This window comes from Intestinibacillus sp. Marseille-P6563, from assembly GCF_900604335.1.
Classification (GTDB): domain Bacteria; phylum Bacillota; class Clostridia; order Oscillospirales; family Butyricicoccaceae; genus Butyricicoccus_B.
Genome location: NZ_UWOD01000002.1, coordinates 1,312,904 through 1,333,575, shown reverse-complemented (window position 1 = coordinate 1,333,575; position 20,672 = coordinate 1,312,904). Strand labels below are relative to the sequence as shown.

The following is a 20,672-nucleotide window of genomic DNA, read 5'->3' as shown; positions in this document are numbered from 1 at the left end:
GGAAAACGCCAACTCTTATTTTGGAGGATAATGTAACACATGGGTGATATTTTTGGTATCATTATTGTCCGGCCGCTGGGTATGCTGCTCAATGTAATCTATGGTGCAGTGCAGTCCTACGGTCTGGCAATTATTTTGTTTGCCTTGCTCGTCAAGCTGGTCATCCTGCCGATCTCCTACCACGGCAAAAAGAATATGATGCGTATGTCTGCTTTGCAGGGGAAAATGCAGCAGATTCAGAAGAAATACGCCAACAATAAGGTCAAGATGAACGAGGAGATCAGCAAGCTGTATGAAAAGGAAGGCGTCAGCCCGATGTCGGGTTGTCTGCCGACGTTCATTCCGCTGGTCGTTATGATGGGCCTGTATTATGCGGTTGTGAAGCCCATGAACTTTATGATGGGCCTGTCCGGCGGTCTGCCGGGCGATGTGGGCGAGGATATCAACCTGCTGGCGCAAAAAGTCGGTATTGAAATTACGCAGCAGAATGCCTACACTGTTCAGACCCAGATCGCACAGGCGTGCAACCAGTTCTTCCACAACGGCAAACTCGACCCCGAGATCGCCAGCTTGTCGGATAATATTGCAAACTTGCTCCAGCCGATGAACTTCAACTTTTTTGGTCTGGATCTGTCGGTCAAGCCCACGCTGTCCCTGAGCATTTTGGTTCTCATCCCGATTTTGTCCGGCCTGTCGGCTTTCCTGTCGTCCTGGATCCTCCAGCGGATGCAGAAAAATCAGGTACAGGGCAGCATGAAGATGATGATTTATCTCATGCCGCTCATGAGCGTTTATTTCGCCTTCCAGTTCCCGGCCGCAATCGGTGTATACTGGATTTTCAACAACATCTTCACCTGCATCCAGGAAATTGTCATGACCAAGATCATCCGAAAACGGCATTTGGTCGATGAGGACGAGCCCGAATCAGGGAAAAAGAAGAAAAAGAAGGGGGAAGCATAAATGCAGAAAAGCATTGAAATGACCGGTGCAACCCGCGATATTGCGATTGAAAAAGCACTGGAATTCCTTCATATGGACCGGGACGACGTTTCGGTCGAAGTTTTGGACAATGGCAAAAAGGGCTTTCTCGGCATTGGTGCAACCGATGCCAAGATTCGTGTGACCTACGAAGTGCCCGATGAAGAGCCGGTAGCGGCTCCTGCACCGGCGCCCCAGCCTGAGCCCGAAAAGGAAAAAGAGCCGGAAAAGAAGCCGGCCCAGACCCGTCCGGTGTTCCACGATGTGGCACCCGACGATCCGCGTCTGACCACGCCCCATCTTGTCAAGGCAGCGCCCAAGGGGGAAGGGGCTCCGGTCAAGAAGGAAAAGAAGGCCGACAAGCCCCGTGCGCCGCGCGCTGAACGCGCTCCCCGCGCACCGCGCGAAGAGCGTCCGAGCCATCCGCCGATCGTGCCGTATATCGATCCGGTGCCGATGGAAGAGGACAAAATTCCGCAGCCGGCCCGTGAAGCCGTACAGTTTATCGACGGCCTGCTCGAAAAGATGGATATTCAGGGCAAGGCAACTGTGCTGGACATCAGCGAACCCGACCACGTGCGCATCGACATCGCTGGCCCGGATATGGGTCCGGTCATCGGCCGCCGCGGCGATACGCTGGACGCCATCCAGTACCTGACCAGCCTGGTGCTCAACAAGAATTCCGAGGAGCATCTGCGCCTGACCATCGATACCGAAAACTATCGCGCCAAGCGCGCGGAGAGCCTGGAACGTCTGGCCCGCAAGATGGCGGCCAAGGTATCCAAGTATCACAAGGCTATGACACTCGAGCCCATGAATCCCTATGAACGCCGCATCATCCATGCGTCGCTCCAGGATTTCCGGGGTGTGACCACCTATTCGACCGGCACCGAACCCGGCCGCCGTGTCGTGATCGCGCCCGATGGCCCGGTGCGTCCGCCGCGCCGCGGTTTCCAGCCGCGTAATAACGGCAAGCCGCGCGATGGTTTTGACATGAAGTAAATGCAAAAGCCGGGACGGGCGGGCATGGACCCGCCCGTCCTTTTTCCATGACAGGAGGGAATGGAAGATGGACATCTTGGTAGAAGCCTACCGGCCGGACGATCTGGCCGGGATGATCGAGGTATGGAACGAAGTGGTGGAGGAAGGAGAAGCCTTTCCGCAGCGCGAACCGTTGACGCTGGAAAGCGGCAAGGAATTCTTTGCAAAGCAGGACTTTGTCGGCGTCGCCCGGGCGGATGGTCAGGTCGTGGGTCTGTATATCCTGCACCCGAACAACGTCGGCCGGTGCGGCCACCAGTGCAACGCTAGCTATGCGGTATCGTCCAGCCTGCGCGGCCAGCACATCGGTGAAAAGCTGGTGCGCGACTGCATGCAGCAGGCTGCCCGTTTGGGCTACCGGCTTCTGATTTTCAACGCGGTCGTCAAGGGCAACGAACGCGCCATCCGGCTGTATGAGGCCCTGGGCTTCCAGCGCATCGGCATGGTGCCCGGCGGCTTCCAGGCCAAGGACGGCACCTACCGCGATACCTTCCTGTACTATCATACCCTGTAAGAAAGGGGAGAACGACCGTGTTTGATACCATTGCCGCGATTGCGACCGCGCCCGGCGGCGCCATCGGCATCATCCGTCTGTCGGGCGAACAGGCTGCCCAGGCGGTCGATGCCGTGTTTGCCCCGGCATCGGGTAAGCCGTTTGCCGATTGTCCGCCGCGGATGCTCATTTACGGCGCGCTGCGCGCGCGCGATGGCCGGGTGGTCGACCAGTGTATGGCCGTCCGCTTTCCGGGGGATAAGACCTACACCGGCGAACCTATGGCCGAACTTCAGGTGCACGGGTCGCCCGCCGTGCTGAGCGAGGCGCTGAGCGCCCTGTTTGCCCAGGGCGTGCGCCAGGCCGAGGCGGGCGAGTTCACCCGCCGGGCCTTTTTAAACGGCAAGATGGATTTGATGGAGGCCGAAGCGGTCGCGGATCTGATCGCCGCGCGCACGTTGGAAGCGGCCGAAAACGCGGCCGGACAGGTCGCGGGCGCGGTCGGTGGCCGGATGCACGAGGCGCGGCAGCGGCTGATTGGTTTGGCCGCCCAATTTTTGGCCGTGGTCGATTACCCGGACGAGGATATTGACCCGTTTCTCATCAGCCAGGCCGAAGAGATTCTGGGACAGACCGCCCGCGAACTGGACGGCCTGTGCGACTCCTACGAGCGCGGGCGTATCCTGCGCGAGGGCTTGCCCTGCGCCATCGTCGGGCGGCCTAATGTGGGTAAATCGACGCTTTTGAACTCCTTGGTCGGTTTTGACCGGGCGATCGTCACCGATATTGCGGGCACGACCCGCGACACCATCGAGGAAACTGTGCGCATCGGCCCGCTGTGCCTGCGCTTGCAGGATACGGCCGGTCTGCGCGACACGGCTGACCCGGTCGAAAAAATCGGCGTCGAGCGGGCGCACCGGGCGGCCGAACAGGCCGGGCTGGTACTGGCCGTCGTGGACGGCAGCGTGCCGCTGACCGATGAGGACCAGGCTGCGCTCGAGCGGGCGCGGCAGGCGCCCCGCGCCGTGCTGGTCGTGAACAAATGCGACAAGGCGCAAACGCCCCACATCCCGGAAGGGTTTGCGTACACGGTTCAAATCAGCGCCAAGCAGGGCCAAGGGCTGGAACAGCTGCGGGAAACCCTGCTGGCCTGCGCTGGGCTGGAAGGCACGGCCTTTGACGGCGGAGTCATCACCAACGCGCGGCAGGCCGACGCGCTGCGGCGCGCCGCCGAAAGCTGTGCGCAGGCGCTTTCGGCCGTGCGAATGGGCGTCACGCCCGATGCGGTGCTGCTCGATGTTGAGAGCGCCATCGGCGCTCTGGGCGAGCTGACCGGCCAGGATGTGCGTGAGGATATCATCCAGGATATCTTCCATCGGTTCTGCGTCGGCAAATAAGGCCAGATGTTGTATGGGTTTCGGCTGTACACCCCCAGCAAATAGGGGTGGCAGTCGGGCCCCAGCCGATGGGGGTGAAAAGCACAGCTTATCCACAAATTGTGGATAAGTCTGTGTAAAAGGCTGGAAATGGTGGATAACTAGTATACAAAATGTATAATTTAAAATGGTAATACGTTTTGTATAGTATTTACCCAGAGTTATACCAAGTGTACACAGAGTTATCAACAGCTCTGTCAAGCATTTTTTATTTGTCAAATAGTCAAAAACGCGGGCAGATCTTGCGGCATTTTTGACAAAAGGAGGTTTGCCAAAATGTCTTTTGACGCGGGAAGTTTTGATATTGCCGTCATCGGCGCCGGACATGCGGGCATCGAAGCCGCGCTGGCTGGCGCACGGCTGGGCCTGCGGGTGGTTTGTTTTACGATTAACTTGGATGCAATCGGCAATATGCCGTGCAATCCGGCCATTGGCGGCACCGCAAAGGGCCATCTGGTGCGGGAAATCGATGCCCTGGGCGGCGAAATGGCCAAAGCGGCCGATGCCGCCTGCATCCAGTACCGGATGCTCAACCGGGGCAAGGGGCCGGCCGTGCATTCGCTGCGCGCCCAGGCCGACCGGGTTGATTACCGTAAGTATATGAAGCACAAGCTGGAGACGACCGAAAACCTGTCGGTCAAACAGGCCGAGATCGTGTCCATCGAAACCAAGGACGGCGCGGTCTGCGCGGTCGAAACCGCGACCGGCGCGCGTTATGCCTGCCGGGCGGCCATCATCTGCTCGGGCACCTATCTGGGCGGTCGCATCATCATCGGGGAACACATGCACGACGGCGGACCGGACGGCATGTTTGCCGCCACCAAGCTGACCGCCTGCCTGCGCGACTTGGGGCTGACGCTCATGCGCTTCAAGACCGGAACGCCGCCGCGCGTCAATCGCCGCTCCATCGACTTCACCGGCCTGGAAGTGCAGGAAGGGGAGAGCGACATCATCCCCTTCTCGTTTGAAACCGAGCAGGCGCCGCCCAACCGGGTGGTCTGCCATTTGACCTATACCAACAGCGAAACTCATCAGGTCATCCGCGATAATCTGGATCGGTCACCCCTGTTTTCAGGTAAGATTGACGGCATCGGGCCACGTTATTGCCCATCCATCGAGGATAAGGTCGTGCGTTTTGCCGACAAGCCCCGCCATCAGCTGTTCATTGAGCCCATGGGGCTGGACACCGAGGAAATGTACATCCAGGGCTTTTCCTCGTCCATGCCCGAGGAAGTGCAGCTCAAAATGCTGCGTACCCTGCCGGGATTTGCCCATGCCGAGGTCATGCGCCCGGCATACGCCATCGAATACGACTGCGTTGACCCGACCGAACTGCTGCCCACCCTGGAATGCAAGAAGATCGAAGGCCTGTACGGCGCCGGGCAGTTCAACGGCTCGTCCGGCTATGAGGAAGCGGCTGCGCAGGGGCTGGTCGCGGGCATCAATGCCGCCCTCAAGCTCAAGGGCGAACCGCCCATGATTCTCGACCGGGCAGACGGCTACATCGGCACGCTGGTCGATGATCTGGTCACCCGCGGCACGAACGAGCCCTACCGCATGATGACCTCACGGTCGGAATACCGTCTGCTGCTGCGGCAGGACAATGCCGACGAGCGGCTGGTCGAAATCGGTGCGCGGGTCGGGCTCAACAGCCCGGAGCGGCTGGCGCGCACACGCGCCAAGTATGAAACCGTCCAGCAGGAGATCGACCGGCTGGGCAAGGTCACGGTCGGCCCGACCGAGGCCATGCAGGCCTTTTTGGAGAGCATGCACTCCACGCCCCTCAAATCGGGCTGCAAACTCATCGACCTGCTGCGCCGCCCCGAACTCGGGTATGACGCCCTCGCGCCCTTTGACCCCGACCGTCCGGCGCTGCCCGCGATTATTCGGGAGCAGGTGGAAATCCGCGTCAAGTATGACGGCTATATCAAACGGCAGCTGCGGGACGTCGAGCAGTTCCGCAAGATGGAAACCCGACCGCTGCCTGCGGATATTGATTACAATGAAGTGCCTTCGCTGCGCATCGAGGCCCGGCAAAAGCTGGACCGGATTCGTCCGGTGAATCTGGGCCAGGCTGGACGCATTTCGGGCGTATCGCCGGCCGATTTGACCGCGCTGATGATTTATCTGGAAACCGGGAAGGGGGATGCACAATGACCGGACGCGCCTGCTTGGAGCAGGGCTTACAGGCCCTGCCGATGGACATTCCGGCTTCGGCTGTTGACCAATTTTTGGAATTTTCCGACCGGCTGCTGGAAAAGAATAAGGTCATGAACCTGACCGCCGTGACCGACCCGGACGAGGTCATTTCCCGTCATTTCCTTGACTGCGCCGTGCTCGCGCCGCGCATGATTTCCGGGGAAAAGATGATCGATGTCGGCACGGGCGCCGGGTTCCCCGGCCTGCCGCTCGCCATTTTGTGTCCGGATACCCAGTTTGTGCTGCTGGACGCGCTGCGCAAGCGCATCGACTTTTTGAATGAAACCATCGAAGCCCTGGGGCTTCGCAATGTGACGGCCGTGCATGCCCGCGCCGAGGAATTTGCTAAGGAGCACCGCGCAGCGTTTGACGGCGCGGTATCGCGCGCGGTTGCGGGTTTGAGCATGCTCAGTGAGCTGACCCTGCCGCTCGTCCGTACGGGCGGGGTGTTCTATGCCATGAAGGCTGAGCAGTGCGAGGACGAGGTCGCCGCCGCAGGCGAGGCGATTCGCATTCTGGGCGGCGCTCCGGCCGCGATCGAGCATTACACCGTTCCGGTGAGTGGCATCCCGCGCGCCGTGGTTGTGATCCGCAAAACCGAGGATACCCCGGCCAAATATCCCCGCCGGTTTGCCAAGATCAGCGCCCAGCCGCTCGGCGGGAAATAATGCCAAACCGGCCCTTTGATAACCTTTCGTAATGCGATTACGGAGGGTTATTTTTTGCCGGAAAATAGGCGGAAATACGGATTTGACCGGGAAAACGGTCGAAATCACATGGGGAAATACTTATCTCGCGGTCGATTTCCCTTTACTTTTTGGCATATAATGGTAGTCTATAACCAATAGGCATCGTATGCCGAATGACAAAAAGGAGGAAGCTGCATGACCCCAGTTTTAAGCATCCGCAGCACGAACACCGAGCGGCAGCTTCGGCGCGTGAAGGTCTCTCAGATCTCACGCAACCCGAATCAGCCGCGCAAGTATTTTGATCCGGAAGCGATCGGCCAGCTTGCCGATTCCATCCGGCAATATGGCGTGCTCAATCCGCTCACCGTGCGACGAACCGGCGAGGGATTTGAGCTGATCGCCGGCGAACGTCGCTTGCGCGCTGCCAAACAGGCCGGTCTGCTCGAAGTGCCCTGTATCATTATGAGCGCGACCGAGCAGGATTCATCGGCCCTGGCGCTCGTGGAAAACCTGCAACGAAGGGACCTGGATTTTTTCGAAGAGGCGTGGGGCTTTAAAAAGCTCATCGACACCTTTGGTCTGACCCAGGAAGAGGCCGCCCGCAAGGTCGGCAAAACACAGAGTGCCGTAGCCAACAAGCTGCGGCTTTTGAAACTGTCCCAAAAGAACATCCAGATGATTCGGGATGGGGGACTGACCGAACGCCATGCGCGGGCGCTGCTGCGCATCCCGGAGGAGGAGATGCGCCTGCAAGTGACCGCGCACATCATCGAGCATCAGATGAACGTCAGCCGCACCGAACAGTATATTGATAAGCTGCTCACCGAGCCGCCGGAAGAAAAACCAAAGACCGTCCTGCGGCTCATCAAAGACGTCCGCTTTTTCCTCAACACGGTGGACAAGGCCGTGGGGGTGATGAAAGAATCGGGCGTGCAAGCCAAGGTCGAACGGGAGGATAAAGACGATGGGGTGCTGCTGCATATCTTGATCCCAAATTGTAAAAAATAGTATAACAGGATGTTTTTCGGGAAACGGTCGATTTGGCTGTTTCACGTGAAACATCCTGTTTTTTTGGCGGCCTTCCAAAAAAATTCATCGGTTTCACGTGAAACATTGTCCGCTTGCCGATTGCGTTTCAGGCCGGATGTGATATAATAGTCGATAGACAGCGCAAAAAGGCGCTGATTTCACACAAAGAGGGGGCGACCTCTTATTAAACAGCAAAAACAAGGCAAGACCGTGGCGCTCATCAACCAAAAGGGTGGCGTGGGCAAAACGACCACGGCGGTCAATTTAGCGGCTGCCTTGCAGGAAAAAGGAAAAAAGGTGCTGCTGTGCGACTTTGACCCGCAGGGCAATGCGACCTCCGGTCTGGGCATCGACCCACGCGAGATCGAAACCACCGTTTATGATCTGGTCATTGCCGATCAGCCCGATGTCAAAAAGGCGATCATCCACACCCAGTGGGTCGACCTGCTGGGGTCGAACACCGATCTGGCAGGCGCGGAGATCGACTTACTTGGGCTCGAGCGCCGGGAGTACCGGCTGCGTGACGTATTGCAGCCCATCAAAAACGAGTACGATTATATCCTGATCGACTGCCCGCCGTCGCTCGGCATCCTGACCTTGGAATGCCTGTGCGCTTCGGATAGCTTTCTGGTGCCGCTGCAAACCGAGTATTACGCGCTCGAGGGCTTGAGCCAGCTGATGGCGACCGTGCGCAGTGTGCAGAAGGGCTTAAATCGCGGCATCCGCATCGAGGGTATTGTGCTGACCATGTACGATGGCCGCACCAATCTGGCCGTGCAGGTGGTCGAGGAGGTCAAGAAGCATTTCGGCGACCGGGTATATGCCACGGTCGTGCCGCGTAATGTGCGCTTGTCCGAAGCGCCCAGCCATGGACAGCCCATCACGGCGTATGACCGGCTGTGCCGGGGTTCGGAAGCATATTTGGCGATGGCCGAAGAATTTTTGAGCAAAAACGGTGAAGGATAAAAAGGGAAGGGGCGAATGAATGGCAAAGACAGCAAAAGGCGGTCTGGGCAAGGGCTTTGGCGCCCTGCTGGGCGAAAGTCTGCGGGATGACCCGGAAGAATCGGCCGGCATCTCCACGCTGCCTATGGCACTGGTCGAACCCAATCCCGATCAGCCCCGGAAGGTGTTTGACCGGGAGGCCATGGAGGCACTCAAGCAATCCATTGCGACCCATGGGGTGATTACCCCGATTACCGTGCGCGCGGCCAAGGATGGATATTATCAGATTATCGCCGGCGAACGCCGCTGGCGGGCGGCGCGCAGCATCGGCCTGACCGAGATTCCGGCCATGGTGATCGAAGCCGATGACAGCCAGGTGATGGAACTGGCGCTGATCGAAAATTTGCAGCGCGAAGACCTCAACCCCATCGAAGAAGCCGAAGGCTATGATGTGCTGATTCACCGGTTTGGTCTGACCCAGGAACAGGTCGCTGACCGGGTGGGCAAATCCCGTCCGGCGATTTCCAACGCGCTGCGGCTGTTGGCGCTGCCCGAGGAAGCGCGGGATATGGTGGCCAGCGGCGGACTGTCGCCCGGCCATGCGCGTGCCATTCTGGCCATCCAGGATGAAACGCGGCGGCTGGAAGCCATCGAGCAAATTGCCGGCATGTCGGTGCGGCAGGCGGAAAAGTATGCGCGTCAGATCAACCGAGCCGAGGAAATTGAAAACGGTCCGGCGCAGCAGCCGGTTTCGGTGGATTATCTGGCCGAAGCCGCCCGCGGACTGGAAAGCCATCTGGGGCGCAAGGTGCGCATCGAACAGGGCAAAAAAAGCGGCACCGTCACCCTGGAATTCTATGGCGAAGAGGACTTAGAGCGGCTGCTGGAAGCGCTCAACCGTCTGAGCGTATAAAGAGGCACTGTCCTCATATCACCTGGGAGGAGAAACATGGAAGATAAGAAGAATGAAACCCCCTGCGAACAGGAACACAAAAAAGTCAGCAAACGCTATCTGGCGTTTTACATCATTGGCCTGTTCAGCGTGGCGCTGGTGCTGATTTTGCTCAGTTATGTCACCCAGCTCCGGGCAGACCGGCAGCTTGCCAATATGAACAGCGAACTGGCGCAAAAGGACACGACCGTACAAGGCGTACAGGAAAAAGTCGTGACCTTGCAGCAGACCGTCGAGGAGCAGAAGACCGCTTTGGACAAGGCACAAAGCGAACTGGATGCCATCCGCACCGAACTGGGAATCGGGGAGGATGAGGAAATGCTGACCGCTTTGCAGCAGCAGCTCGACGAGCGGGACGCATTTTATGAAATGGCGCTGCTGGAAAACGCGGTGGCCGTGCAGGATACCCAGACCATTCAGACGTGCATGGAGTATCTGGAAAGCACCTATGGTTCGGGCCGGCTGGATGGTACGGCAGATAACGCGGTTTTCACCGGCGCGATGGCCGATCGTTATTTGGAAATCAAAGAACAATATCAATAAATAGGGAGTCGAAGAACTATGTTAGACATTCGTTTCATCCGAGAGAATACCGCCAAGGTCAAGGAACGCCTGGCGCTGCGTGGCACCAACTATGACGATGCCGTCGATCAGGCTTTGGCGCTCGATGACAAGCGCAAGGAAATCATCGGCGAAGTGGAAGGGCTGAAGGCACAGCAAAACAAGGTGTCCAAGCAGATTCCGCAGATGAAGAAAGCCGGGGAAGACACCACGGCGATCATGGCCGAGATGAAGGGCATTGCCGCCAAGGTCAAGGAGCTGGACGCACAGCGTACTGACGTAGAAACCCAGCTTAAGGACGTGCTGCTGGGCATCCCGAACGTTCCGGCCGACAAGGTCCCGACCGGTGCCGACGACAGCCAGAACCCGGAAATCCGCCGTTGGGGCACGCCCAAGGAATTTGACTTTGAACCCAAGGCACACTGGGACATTGGCTCGGACAAGGGCATCCTGCTGCCTGAGGTTGCCGCCAAGGTCACCGGCTCCCGTTTCCATTTCTATCGCGGTCTGGGCGCTCGTCTGGAACGTGCGGTGATTAACTATTTCCTCAACACCCACACCGATGCAGAAGGCGGGTATACCGAAATCCTGCCGCCCTTTATTGCAAACGGTGCATCCATGACCGGTACCGGCCAGCTGCCCAAGTTCTCCGAGCAGATGTATCAGCTCGGCCGCGAGGACAGCGACCTGTATCTGATTCCGACCGCCGAAGTACCGGTCACCAATATGTTCCGCGATGAGATCATCCCGGCCGATCAGCTGCCGGTACGCTATGCCGCCTATTCGGCTTGCTTCCGCCGCGAAGCCGGCGCAGCTGGCCGCGACGCGCGTGGACTCATCCGTCAGCATCAGTTCAACAAGGTCGAGCTCGTGAACTTCACCGCTCCCGAAGATTCGTGGAATCAGCTGGAGAACCTGACCCATGAGGCAGAACGTGTGCTCCAGGGTCTGGGTCTGCCGCACCGTGTGGTTTGCCTGTGCACCGGCGACGTTGGTTTCTCCTCGGCTTGCACCTATGACATCGAAGTTTGGATGCCGTCCTATGGCCGGTATGTCGAGATTTCGTCCTGCTCGAACTTCCTGGACTATCAGGCACGCCGTGCCAACATCCGCTGCCGCAATGCTGAAGGCAAGCCGGTCTTTGCCCACACCCTCAATGGTTCGGGCGTTGCGGTTGGCCGTACGGTTGCCGCGATTCTGGAAAACTACCAGAATGCCGATGGCTCGGTCACCATTCCGGAAGCTCTGCGTCCGTTCATGGGTTGCGACCAGATCTAAGAAAAACAAAAAAGCTGCCTGCGGGCAGCTTTTTTTGTTTCACGTGAAACCCTAAAGGGTTTGACTTGCGGGGCGGGACAAAATGGCGTATAATGGAGGAAACCCAAGAGAAGGGAAGTGGCCATGCATGCAGGACATGCAGCAAAATCCGGGAGTCCCGGTTTTTGAACTTGAATTTTTATTTACCGGTTGTCCAGCCGCAGCGTCGCAGGGCGCGCTGCAAAAGGCTCTGGCAGCCTGGTTGGATACAGTCGTTAGCACAGAGGACGGCTATCAGGTGAGCAGCGCGAAGATTTGCATTCAGGCGCCCGAACGGTTTGAACCGGAGGATATTTCCGACTTTACCCGCGGCCAGATGTGGAACATCCAAAACGCCAATGCGCTCATCCGGTCGTGCACCCATCGGGTGCGGGTCGCCGTGCAGGACATCCAAACGCTGTCGTATAAGGAACGCGGCGACTTGATCGTCCACATAGCCGAAGCGGTACTGGACGCTTATGCCGATTGTACGGCGGTGTATACCCCGGCTTCCGGGCGGATGCTGCTGGCCGATCAGGTGCGCAACAATCCGGCGCGGGGCGGTGACCGGTTCTTGTATCTGTGCGTCAACACCCGCCTGTTCAGTGTCAATGGTACGACCGGGGATATGATGGTCGACACGGTCGGTCTGCATACCATCGGTCTGCCGGACCTGCAATATCATTTCCATTCGCTCAAACCCCAGGCCGTCATGAAGCACGCATACAGCGTGGCTTCGCTCATCTATGCGGTGGGCCCCATCATGAAGAGCGGGGAAACCATTGACGGCATGGATGACTATGGCATTACCAAGGAGATTCGTTGGCCATTCCAATATCAGCAGGCGCTCATCGAGCCGCCGCGAATTGTCATGGCCATCACCCCCGGCGAATATGCGGTATAAGTCAAAAGGACGTTCCACACGGAACGTCCTTTTTTTGTTAGGGGTCATCCGGCCGATTGCCGACATTGGAATACAAATGCGCCATGGCATTCCAGGTATCAGCGTCCAAGCGGCCAGTGGCTTGCAAGCCGGCGGTGCGCTGCAAGGCGGTGACCGAGTTTTCGGTCGCCTGGTCATAGATGCCCGTATAGTCGGGCGCCGGCACATTGGAGTACAGGGTCGCCAAGCCATTCAGGATGCCTTGCAGGATGTATAAGAACCGTCCTTGATCGCCCGGACCAACCAGGTATAACGCGCTGGGGAACACCCGAACCGCCAGCGGCAGGGCTGTGCGACTGCGGGTGTGGTTGGCTTCCTGGACGATACGGTCCCAGGTGGTCAGGTCGGTCTTGCCGGTCGCGGGCAGGCCCTGCTGGCGCTGGAAGCGCCGTACGGCGTTTTCGGTCAGGGCATCATACACGCCGTTGATCTGGGGCAGCGGCTCTTCCTGCGCGGCCTGGATGACCCGCAGGTCCTGTTGCAGGCCGCGGATGTGTTCGCGGCGTTGTTCCTCGGTATACATGGCCGCTTATCCCTCCTCACTTTGCAGCACATAGCCCGGGAATTGTTGTTCGGCGGCTCGTGCGCCACGGGTACCTGTTTCATATTGGCGGGCTAAGATGTCCCAAGTCGCCGGGCCAATGGTACCGGTCACCGTCAGGCCGAACAGTTCCTGCGCGGCGATGACCGCTTCCCGTGTGCGTTCACCGAAATATCCAGTGACCGGGATGTTGGGAATCTCGGGATATATCGACGACAGGAAGGAGAGGAACTCCTGGGCCTGCTCCACATCGGCGCCTGACATGCCTTCGATCATCACCCGCCCAGGGAAGACCGGCACGCCGTCCGGGGTGGTCAAATCGGGATTGGAGTCCACGATGGACAGGTAAGTGGAATAGATAGCCTCCCAGGTCATGGGACCGACGATGCCGTCCACCGGCAGACCGAACAGTTTTTGGGCCGCCATGACCGCTTGCTCGGTCTGCTCGCCAAAAATGCCATCGTCTTTGATGATGGGGATTTCCTGATAGTAGGCGCCCAAAACCGATAAGTAATACTGTACCAGCCGCACCTGATCGCCCCGGTCGCCCCGCTGCAATACACCCGTCAGGACCGGTGTGACCTCGCTGAGCGAAAGGCCTTCGCTGTTGAGTTCGGCCAGCCGTTTGATGGCCGAATATAGATACGCAATGCGATACCAGGTCGCTTTGCCGACAATGCCGTCCGGCGTCAGGCCGAAGGTCTGCTGAAAGACCTTGACGGCATCTTCGGTCGATTTGTCAAACGCCCCGTTGACCGGATAGATTTTTGGGATGAGGGGATAGTTGGTCGAGATGCGGTTGAGCCGCAGCTGGATGGTGCGTACATCTTCACTGATGTTGCCCAGCCGCAGCGCCTTGCCCGGATAGGTGCCCAGGTTGGGCGCCACCGGCGCATTTTCTACAATGACCAGGTCGTCGCCATAAAACCGGGTGAGGATCTCAAAAGGAGTCAGTCCTTCTTCGGCGAGCGGGACCGTGCCCCATTGACTGAGGCCATCGCACGTGACCGTCGTGCCGTTGCAGTATTGGGCAAAGAGCGGTTCGACCGACCCGGGCCGGGTCAGGTAATCGGTGAACAGTTCGTCGGCAATGCGGGAGATGTTGTCAAAGATATCCCGGTCGTGGACATAGGCCTGGTCAAAGGCCGTGGAGTTTGTGATGTCAAAATCATAACCCTGCGAACGGTACCATTCGGTATAGACCCGATTGAGGGCAAATGAGATTTGCGCATACATATTGGCGCGGATGGCATTTTCCGGCCAGGTGGGATAAATCTCGGAAGACGCCACATTTTTGATGTAATCGGGGAAGGGAACGGTCACATTGCGCGCCGGACTGTCTGGCCGCCCCAGGTGAACAGTGATGGTTTCCGGGATAAACGGTAAAGCCAAATTTGGTCACTCCTCCTGTGTATTTAGGCTGTGGCTGGGAAAGACACGCACCTCCGGTGTGACCGGTGGGATTGCGGATTCTTCCAGCGGTACTAAGTATACGGGAAGCGTTGCGACAATGTCGGCGAAAATGGTCAGGTCCGAGGAAGAGATCGGCTGATAGCCGTCATAATCGACCGTGACCGCATACCGGGCGTAGGGATAGGGATTGCCCGGAGAAAGCGAACTGCTTTGCGGCGGGGCGGGCAACGGCAGTTCGGCCGTTTGGCCGGAACGGTTGGTGCGGGTGGTGAATAGCAGTTCGGCCACTCCGTTTTCATCTAAGGAAGATACGGTCACCAGCGCATTTTCAATGGGAATGGCATTTTGCGCCGTGGACACGGCGACCACCAGATAGCCCACCGCAGTATTTCGGGGATCGTGCATACAAAAACTCCTTTTCAAAGAAAATTTTCAGCGCCGGGCGGCGTTCTGGCATTGCCTTCCCCGGGCGATGGATTTATAATGAGAACAAAGGAACCAGGCAAAAAGAGGGTATGGAAAGGGGATTGAATATGGAAGATTATGCAACCATCTTGGAATCCTGCACCTTGCAGGAAGAACGGTTTCAGTTTTTCTCGTTTTCCCGGGAGGATGCGTTGGAGTTCGGTCTGCATCTGATCGAACACGCCAAGCCGTTTTCCCAGGGCGTTGCCGTAGCCATTGAGATCAATGGGCTGCGTGTTTTTCAGCATGTGACCGAAGGGGCCGCCAAGCACAATGTCGACTGGCTTCAGCGCAAGATCAATACGGTCAATCAGTTTGGCAAATCGTCGCTGCGGGTTTGGGCAGAATTTGAAACGCATAACCTGACCATGGTAGGCGAACGACTGGCCCCCATGGATTTTGCCATGTGCGGCGGCGGGTTCCCGCTGATCGTGCGCGGCATCGGACAGGTGGGCGTCATCGCAGTGTCCGGTCTGCCGCACCTGGACGACCATCAGGTGATCGTGGAAACGCTCACCGAATGGTTTGGCCGCAAAAAAAGATAAGTCGTGTTTCACGTGAAACGGGCCTTTCCCAACCGGGAAGGGCTCGTTTTTTTAGACCAGTTCGATGCGGTATTTTTTAAACCACCGGTCCAGCTGAATGAGATAAGCAAAGACCTGCGGGCCGCGCATAAGCTGACCATACCACGGCTCGGGCATGGAATCCGGTTCGAGCAGCAGTTCTTCGATGGCTTCGGCGCGGAACAGCTTGGGGATATAGGAATGTTCATCCTGCATAATTTGCCGCACATAGGAGGAAACCAGGCCGGTATACTCGGGCGAGAAGGTTTTGGGGTAGGGCGATTTTTTGCGCCAGACGATGGCCTTGGGCAGATCGTTTTCAAATGCCTTGCGGACAATGCCTTTTTCCCGGCCATCCCAGGCCTTGAGGTCCCAGGGCATGTTGTAGGCATATTCAACGATGCGGTGGTCGCAGAAGGGGACACGAACCTCCAGCCCCGAATACATGCTCATGCGGTCTTTGCGGTCGAGTAGGGTCGCCATGAACCATCGTAGGTTGAGCAGGAACATTTCGCGCATGCGCGCATCCTTGCGGCTGTCGCCCGGCAGCTTGTCGGCTGCGGCACAGGTATCCAGATAATGCTGGCGGACAAATTCCGGCCCATCGGTGACCACACCATCCTGCAACAGTCCCAGCCGGAAATCGACCGACCGCGACCAGGGGAAGGTATCCTCAAACAAAATTTCCTCGCGGTGATACCAGGGATAGCCGCCAAACAGTTCGTCGGCGCATTCGCCCGACTGGCACACGGTAAATTCTTTCTTGACCGCAGCGCAGAACAGCAGCAGCGAGGAATCCACATCGGCCATGCCCGGCAGGTCGCGCGCGTCCACGCTGGGCAGCAGGGCGGCGCACAGCGCCGGATTTTCCAGCACCACTTCATGATGCTGCGAGCCAATGGCATCGACCATCATGCCGATATACTCAGAGTCACTATTTGGCTGAAATAAACTCTTTGTAAAATACTTATCGTTGTCGCGGTAATCGACCGACCAGGTGTGCAGCTGTTTGTTTTGCCGCTGATAAGCCCGGGCCGCCAGCATGGACAAAATCGAAGAATCCAGTCCGCCGGATAGGAAGGTGCACAGCGGCACATCGCTGACCAGCTGGCGGGTCGCGGCATCCTCAATGAGTTCGCGGGTGTGCTCGAGCGTCCGGGCCGGGGAGTCGGTATGCTCCTGGGCGCGCAGCGTCCAATAGGCATAGGTATGGAAGCCTTCGGGCGTGAGCACGGCATAATGGCCGGGCAGCAGTTCGTCGATGCCTTCAAAGACGCCAAATCCCGGCGGTCGCGCCGGACCGAGCAGCAGCACCGAACGCAGACCATCCGCGCCCACGCGCGGCCGGATCTCCGGATGACAAAGCACGGCTTTGATTTCCGAGCCAAAGACGACGCCGTCGCGCTGGCGGCTGTAAAACAGCGGCTTGACCCCCAGCCGGTCGCGGCATAAAGTCAGGCGCGCGTTTGCCTTGTCCCACAGCGCAAAGGCATAAATGCCATTGAGCTTTTCAAATGCCGCGGTACCCCATTCCAGATAGGCGTGCAGCAGCACTTCGGTATCCGAATGGCCGCGGAAAGTGTGTCCCTTGGCCAGCAGCAGCACGCGCAGGTCTTCGGTATTATATAACTCTCCGTTATATATTAAAATAATATTCCCATCTGGTGATTCCATCGGCTGGGCGCCGCCCGTCGGGTCCACGACGATCAGCCGCCGATGGACGAGCAGAGCGCTGTCATCCAGATACTGCCCGCCGGTATCCGGCCCGCGGGGCGTCAGCGCCCGGGCCATCCGGCGCCCGACATCGCTCCAAACCCGGGCGCCTCGTCCATAATCGATCAGTCCACCAATTCCACACATCGATGCACCAGCTCCTTCCGTTTCGGTTGGCGCCACGCGGATCGGTTCCGTGTGGCATCTTTATGTATATGCGGGGGCAGGCTGGGAAATGCAAAAAAAGACCGGAGCCTTTTGGCTCCGGTCACAAGACGGCGTTACTCGCCGCAATATTTGATTAACGTGGTGCGAATCGCGCCCGGGCCGCGGGTGAGTTCGGCAAACATGTCGGTCACGCGGTCGGCCAGACCAACTTCGTAGAGGTTCGCGCCAAAGATGGACTTGTTCGACAGCAGCGGATAAAGCTGCTTTTCCTTAGCCGGTTCACCGCCCAGCTCAATGCCTTCGAGCAGGTTGTCCAGATAGGGGAGCATGGGGTCGGGGCTGCGGTCAAACGGCTGGCCCTGATCGTCCACACCCAGCAGATAGCGCAGCCAGCCCGCCAGCACGAGCGGGATATAGGTCAGGTTGGAAACGCGGTGCATGGGTACCGGCGAATTGTAGTACGCATACAGCGTCTGGCCAAAACGGGTAGACAGCTTTTGCGAGGTATCGGTCGCCGTACGCTGGGGCGTATCGGGCAGGAAGGGGTTGGGATAGCGCTCGCGCAGCACTTCGTGAAGGAATTCGACCGGATTGATAACGCCCGGGTCTTCGACCATGGGCATCGCTTCGTCAACGCTCATGCGGGTGATGAGCTTGACCAGCTGCGGGTCGTGCATCTCATCGTGGATGGTCTTGTAGCCGAGCATGCAGCCATAAACGCCCAGCGCGGTATCCATGGGGTTCAGGCAGGTGCAAGCCTTCATACGAGCCGACCGGTCTACGATCTTGCGGTTGGTGAAGATGATGCCCAGCTGCTCAAGCGGCGGATGGCCGTTCGGGAAATTGTCCTCAATGAGCAGGTACTGCGGACGCTCGGTGTTGACGAACGCGGCCGCATAGGTGCCTTTTTCGGTCATAAACGGGCGGATGCCTTCCAAACCGTCGGCTTCCAGCTGCTCGGTGACACGCGCATCCGGGCGGGGCGTGATCTTATCGATCATGGACAGCGGGTAGGAGATAGAGTTTACCAGCCAGTCGTGTTCGGTATCGGTGATGAATTCGCCTTCCAGCCAAGCGTCTGCCATATCAGTCATGGCACGGCGCAGACGGATACCGTTATTCTGGCAGTTGTCCAGCGAAACCAGCGCAAACGCCGGGGCGCCAGCGTGCAAGCGCGCAAGGCACAACGATGCCAGGCGGCCAAAGAAGGATGCCGCCGCGGCTTTGGGGCCGACCGAAGCATCCCAGGCGAAATCGGGCACAAAATTGCGCTCATTGTCGCGGATGGTGTAGCCCTTTTCGGTGATGGTCATGGTGACCATTTGCAGGCTGGGTGCGCAGAAGATCTCGGTCAAACGGTCCATATCCTCGCTCATCTTGAGGCTTTCGGTGACCGAAGCGATGACTTCTTTCTGGATATGGCCATCGGCATACAGGGTCGCGATGATGGACAGATTGTCGTTGGCGCGATAGACGCGGTCGATCAGTTCTTCATCATAGCCTTCGCAGCAGATGACGCCGGTCTTGGACAGGCCAGCGGTCAGCAGGCGCTGTGCCAAAGCAGCCGGGAAGGCACGGAACAGGCTGCCCGCACCAAAATGCAGCCAGGTGGGGGCGTCGTGGGTCGTTTGCCGTGCAGCTTCAATATCATAGGATGGCAGGCGATACCCCTTCCAGGAGAGGTTATTGCGCAAACTTTCCAATGTGAGTTTCATGTGAGTTTACCTTCCTTCCAAAACGAGTGCGGCCAAATCGGGGTGCCCCGCAGGGGCATCCGGCAAAAGCGCGCATGGACAGGGTCCTATTAAAAACAGTATACCAAAATTTTAGCCCTTCGGGTAGGGCGTTTTGGAAAAATGCAAAAAAAATCCCGACAAAAAAAGCAAGCTGTCGGTAAAATCGACAGCTTTAGAACAGGTCAATATGATACAGTAGAAAGGTCAGTGATCCCGGTTGGAACCGGTGACCGGCTTATCCTCATCGGCCAGATCGTTGAGTGCATATTCGCAGCAGCGAATCACAAGCTGGTTGAGCGACATGTTTTTACATTGTGCCAGTTCTTGCAATTCTTCTACCAGCGCAAGCGGCAGCCGAAAGGTTTTATTGACGAATTCACGTCTCTCTAGTTTAAACATGATGCGGTTCACCTCTCTATCCTTTATCATTATAGGGGAGTGTTTGCAAGGGAATATAGGACTAGATTTATCTTGCAAAAGTATGTATAATATACAATGTGGAAGGGAGATAAAACAACGATGCAGTACAAAGACGCGTACATTTTTCTCTTCAATCAGCTGAGCGACCTGATGGAAAACCGGCCCGAATTGACCGATGACATCATTCGCATCCAGCAGCAGGCCGAAGAGATCGTCCTGGAAAGTGAAGAATAAGAAAACCGCCCGGACGGAGATGCGTGATGCGCATACGGTGTCTGGGCGGTTTTCTTATTTATTGGGTGTCACGCGGCCCGATCATTTGATGCAGGGCGCTCAAAGCATCGGACAGGCTGCCAACCGCATCGATCAGCCCATGATCGACGGCTTCCTGCCCGCCGACGACCGTGCCGACATCGGCCGACATCTGGTCGGTGGCCATCATCAGCCGTTCGAACACCGCCGGATCGATGTGCGAATGCGCGGTGACAAAGGCGGTGATGCGTTCCTGAATGGACCGGAAATAAGCATACGTCTGGGGAGAGGCGATGACCGTTCCACTCATGCGCACCGGATGGATGGTCATGGCCGCGCTGGGGGCAATGAAGGACTGCTTGGCCGCAACGGCCAGCGGAACACCGATCGAATGCCCGCCGCCAAGCACCAGCGATACCGTGGGTTTGCGCATGCCGGCAATCAGCTCAGCAATGGCCAGACCGGCCTCCACATCGCCGCCCACGGTGTTGAGCAGCACCAGCAGGCCGTCGATGTCGTCGGCCTCTTCTACGGCGGTGATCTGGGGAATGATATGCTCATATTTGGTGGTTTTGGTCTGTTGGGGCGCTTCCATGTGCCCCTCGATCTGGCCTACGATGGTGATGCAGTGGATCGTGCCGCGCGAGGAACGCGCGGTGATCGAACCGGTCTGCGTAATGCTGTCCCGCTCGGGCGTTTCGTTGTCGGAGATGGAATTTTGCTGCTCACACATAACCTTGCCGCTCCTTTGCCGCTTTTTTTCGATGGCGCAAACCATCGCACCCCATAAGCTTCCCGAAAACGGCAGCGGTCATGCACAAAATGTCATGGGAATATTT

General features: G+C 57.9%; 21 protein-coding genes. 14 read left to right on the top strand and 7 right to left on the bottom strand.

Annotated features, from left to right (window positions below; translation table 11 throughout):
• Nucleotides 1–39: 39 nt before the first annotated feature.
• From EFB11_RS14790 to EFB11_RS14735, 12 genes are all read left to right on the top strand, one after another.
• Nucleotides 40–960 (top strand): YidC/Oxa1 family membrane protein insertase, encoded by a 921-nt coding sequence (locus tag EFB11_RS14790; protein WP_122791028.1) that lies wholly within the window; start codon nt 40–42, stop codon nt 958–960.
• The gene (gene jag / locus EFB11_RS14785; RefSeq protein ID WP_122791026.1) at nt 961–1,980 is read left to right on the top strand and encodes an RNA-binding cell elongation regulator Jag/EloR; all 1,020 of its coding nucleotides are present in this window, start codon (nt 961–963) and stop codon (nt 1,978–1,980) included.
• 67 nt (nt 1,981–2,047) lie between these two features.
• Complete coding sequence (locus tag EFB11_RS14780) at nt 2,048–2,533, top strand: GNAT family N-acetyltransferase (protein ID WP_122791024.1); 486 nt, start codon at nt 2,048–2,050, stop codon at nt 2,531–2,533.
• A 17-nt stretch (nt 2,534–2,550) separates the two neighbouring features.
• On the top strand, nt 2,551–3,909 hold the full coding sequence (gene mnmE / locus EFB11_RS14775; protein WP_122791022.1) for a tRNA uridine-5-carboxymethylaminomethyl(34) synthesis GTPase MnmE: 1,359 nt from the start codon (nt 2,551–2,553) through the stop codon (nt 3,907–3,909).
• Nucleotides 3,910–4,224: 315 nt separating this feature from the next.
• A complete protein-coding gene (gene mnmG / locus EFB11_RS14770; protein WP_122791020.1) occupies nt 4,225–6,105 on the top strand; it encodes a tRNA uridine-5-carboxymethylaminomethyl(34) synthesis enzyme MnmG in 1,881 nt (626 codons plus the stop codon).
• On the top strand, nt 6,102–6,815 hold the full coding sequence (gene rsmG / locus EFB11_RS14765) for a 16S rRNA (guanine(527)-N(7))-methyltransferase RsmG (protein ID WP_122791018.1): 714 nt from the start codon (nt 6,102–6,104) through the stop codon (nt 6,813–6,815). Before mnmG ends, rsmG begins: the two co-directional genes overlap by 4 nt.
• A gap of 216 nt (nt 6,816–7,031) precedes the next feature.
• Entirely contained in the window at nt 7,032–7,844 is an 813-nt protein-coding gene (locus tag EFB11_RS14760) for a ParB/RepB/Spo0J family partition protein (protein WP_122791016.1), read from the top strand.
• A gap of 231 nt (nt 7,845–8,075) precedes the next feature.
• Entirely contained in the window at nt 8,076–8,831 is a 756-nt protein-coding gene (locus tag EFB11_RS14755) for a ParA family protein (protein ID WP_279220556.1), read from the top strand.
• Between the two features lie 19 nt (nt 8,832–8,850).
• The gene (locus tag EFB11_RS14750; protein WP_122791012.1) at nt 8,851–9,723 is read left to right on the top strand and encodes a ParB/RepB/Spo0J family partition protein; all 873 of its coding nucleotides are present in this window, start codon (nt 8,851–8,853) and stop codon (nt 9,721–9,723) included.
• Between the two features lie 36 nt (nt 9,724–9,759).
• Nucleotides 9,760–10,305 carry a hypothetical protein gene (locus EFB11_RS14745; protein WP_122791010.1) on the top strand — a complete coding sequence of 182 codons (546 nt, stop codon included), beginning with the start codon at nt 9,760–9,762 and terminating at the stop codon, nt 10,303–10,305.
• An 18-nt stretch (nt 10,306–10,323) separates the two neighbouring features.
• Nucleotides 10,324–11,601: a serine--tRNA ligase gene (gene serS / locus EFB11_RS14740; protein WP_122791007.1), complete on the top strand. Its 1,278-nt coding sequence runs from the start codon at nt 10,324–10,326 to the stop codon at nt 11,599–11,601.
• A 127-nt stretch (nt 11,602–11,728) separates the two neighbouring features.
• The gene (locus tag EFB11_RS14735; RefSeq protein ID WP_164706794.1) at nt 11,729–12,523 is read left to right on the top strand and encodes a DUF4261 domain-containing protein; all 795 of its coding nucleotides are present in this window, start codon (nt 11,729–11,731) and stop codon (nt 12,521–12,523) included.
• Nucleotides 12,524–12,560: 37 nt separating this feature from the next.
• On the opposite strand, the gene EFB11_RS14730 is transcribed toward EFB11_RS14735, so the two are convergent.
• The 3 genes from EFB11_RS14730 to EFB11_RS14720 are packed head-to-tail and all read right to left on the bottom strand — an operon-like array spanning nt 12,561 to nt 14,921.
• Nucleotides 12,561–13,085 carry a peptidoglycan-binding domain-containing protein gene (locus tag EFB11_RS14730; RefSeq protein ID WP_122791003.1) on the bottom strand — a complete coding sequence of 175 codons (525 nt, stop codon included), beginning with the start codon at nt 13,083–13,085 and terminating at the stop codon, nt 12,561–12,563.
• Between the two features lie 6 nt (nt 13,086–13,091).
• The gene (locus EFB11_RS14725) at nt 13,092–14,495 is read right to left on the bottom strand and encodes a peptidoglycan-binding domain-containing protein (RefSeq protein ID WP_122791001.1); all 1,404 of its coding nucleotides are present in this window, start codon (nt 14,493–14,495) and stop codon (nt 13,092–13,094) included.
• A 6-nt stretch (nt 14,496–14,501) separates the two neighbouring features.
• The gene (locus tag EFB11_RS14720) at nt 14,502–14,921 is read right to left on the bottom strand and encodes a carboxypeptidase-like regulatory domain-containing protein (RefSeq protein ID WP_122790999.1); all 420 of its coding nucleotides are present in this window, start codon (nt 14,919–14,921) and stop codon (nt 14,502–14,504) included.
• 128 nt (nt 14,922–15,049) lie between these two features.
• On the opposite strand from EFB11_RS14720, the gene EFB11_RS14715 reads away from it, so the two are divergent.
• Nucleotides 15,050–15,526 (top strand): heme-degrading domain-containing protein, encoded by a 477-nt coding sequence (locus EFB11_RS14715; protein ID WP_164706793.1) that lies wholly within the window; start codon nt 15,050–15,052, stop codon nt 15,524–15,526.
• Nucleotides 15,527–15,577: 51 nt separating this feature from the next.
• On the opposite strand, the gene asnB is transcribed toward EFB11_RS14715, so the two are convergent.
• The 3 genes from asnB to EFB11_RS14700 form a co-directional block, all read right to left on the bottom strand.
• Nucleotides 15,578–17,404, bottom strand: a complete 1,827-nt coding sequence (asnB, locus tag EFB11_RS14710) for an asparagine synthase (glutamine-hydrolyzing) (protein ID WP_122790995.1) — start codon at nt 17,402–17,404, stop codon at nt 15,578–15,580.
• A gap of 134 nt (nt 17,405–17,538) precedes the next feature.
• Nucleotides 17,539–19,140, bottom strand: a complete 1,602-nt coding sequence (locus EFB11_RS14705) for a mannitol dehydrogenase family protein (RefSeq protein ID WP_122790993.1) — start codon at nt 19,138–19,140, stop codon at nt 17,539–17,541.
• A 225-nt stretch (nt 19,141–19,365) separates the two neighbouring features.
• Nucleotides 19,366–19,560, bottom strand: coding sequence for a hypothetical protein (locus EFB11_RS14700; protein WP_122790991.1), 195 nt, complete (start codon nt 19,558–19,560; stop codon nt 19,366–19,368).
• A 120-nt stretch (nt 19,561–19,680) separates the two neighbouring features.
• On the opposite strand from EFB11_RS14700, the gene EFB11_RS17415 reads away from it, so the two are divergent.
• Nucleotides 19,681–19,815, top strand: a complete 135-nt coding sequence (locus EFB11_RS17415) for a hypothetical protein (protein ID WP_279220555.1) — start codon at nt 19,681–19,683, stop codon at nt 19,813–19,815.
• Between the two features lie 58 nt (nt 19,816–19,873).
• On the opposite strand, the gene EFB11_RS14695 is transcribed toward EFB11_RS17415, so the two are convergent.
• Nucleotides 19,874–20,566, bottom strand: coding sequence for a ClpP family protease (locus tag EFB11_RS14695; protein ID WP_122791334.1), 693 nt, complete (start codon nt 20,564–20,566; stop codon nt 19,874–19,876).
• Between the last annotated feature and the right edge of the window lie 106 nt (nt 20,567–20,672).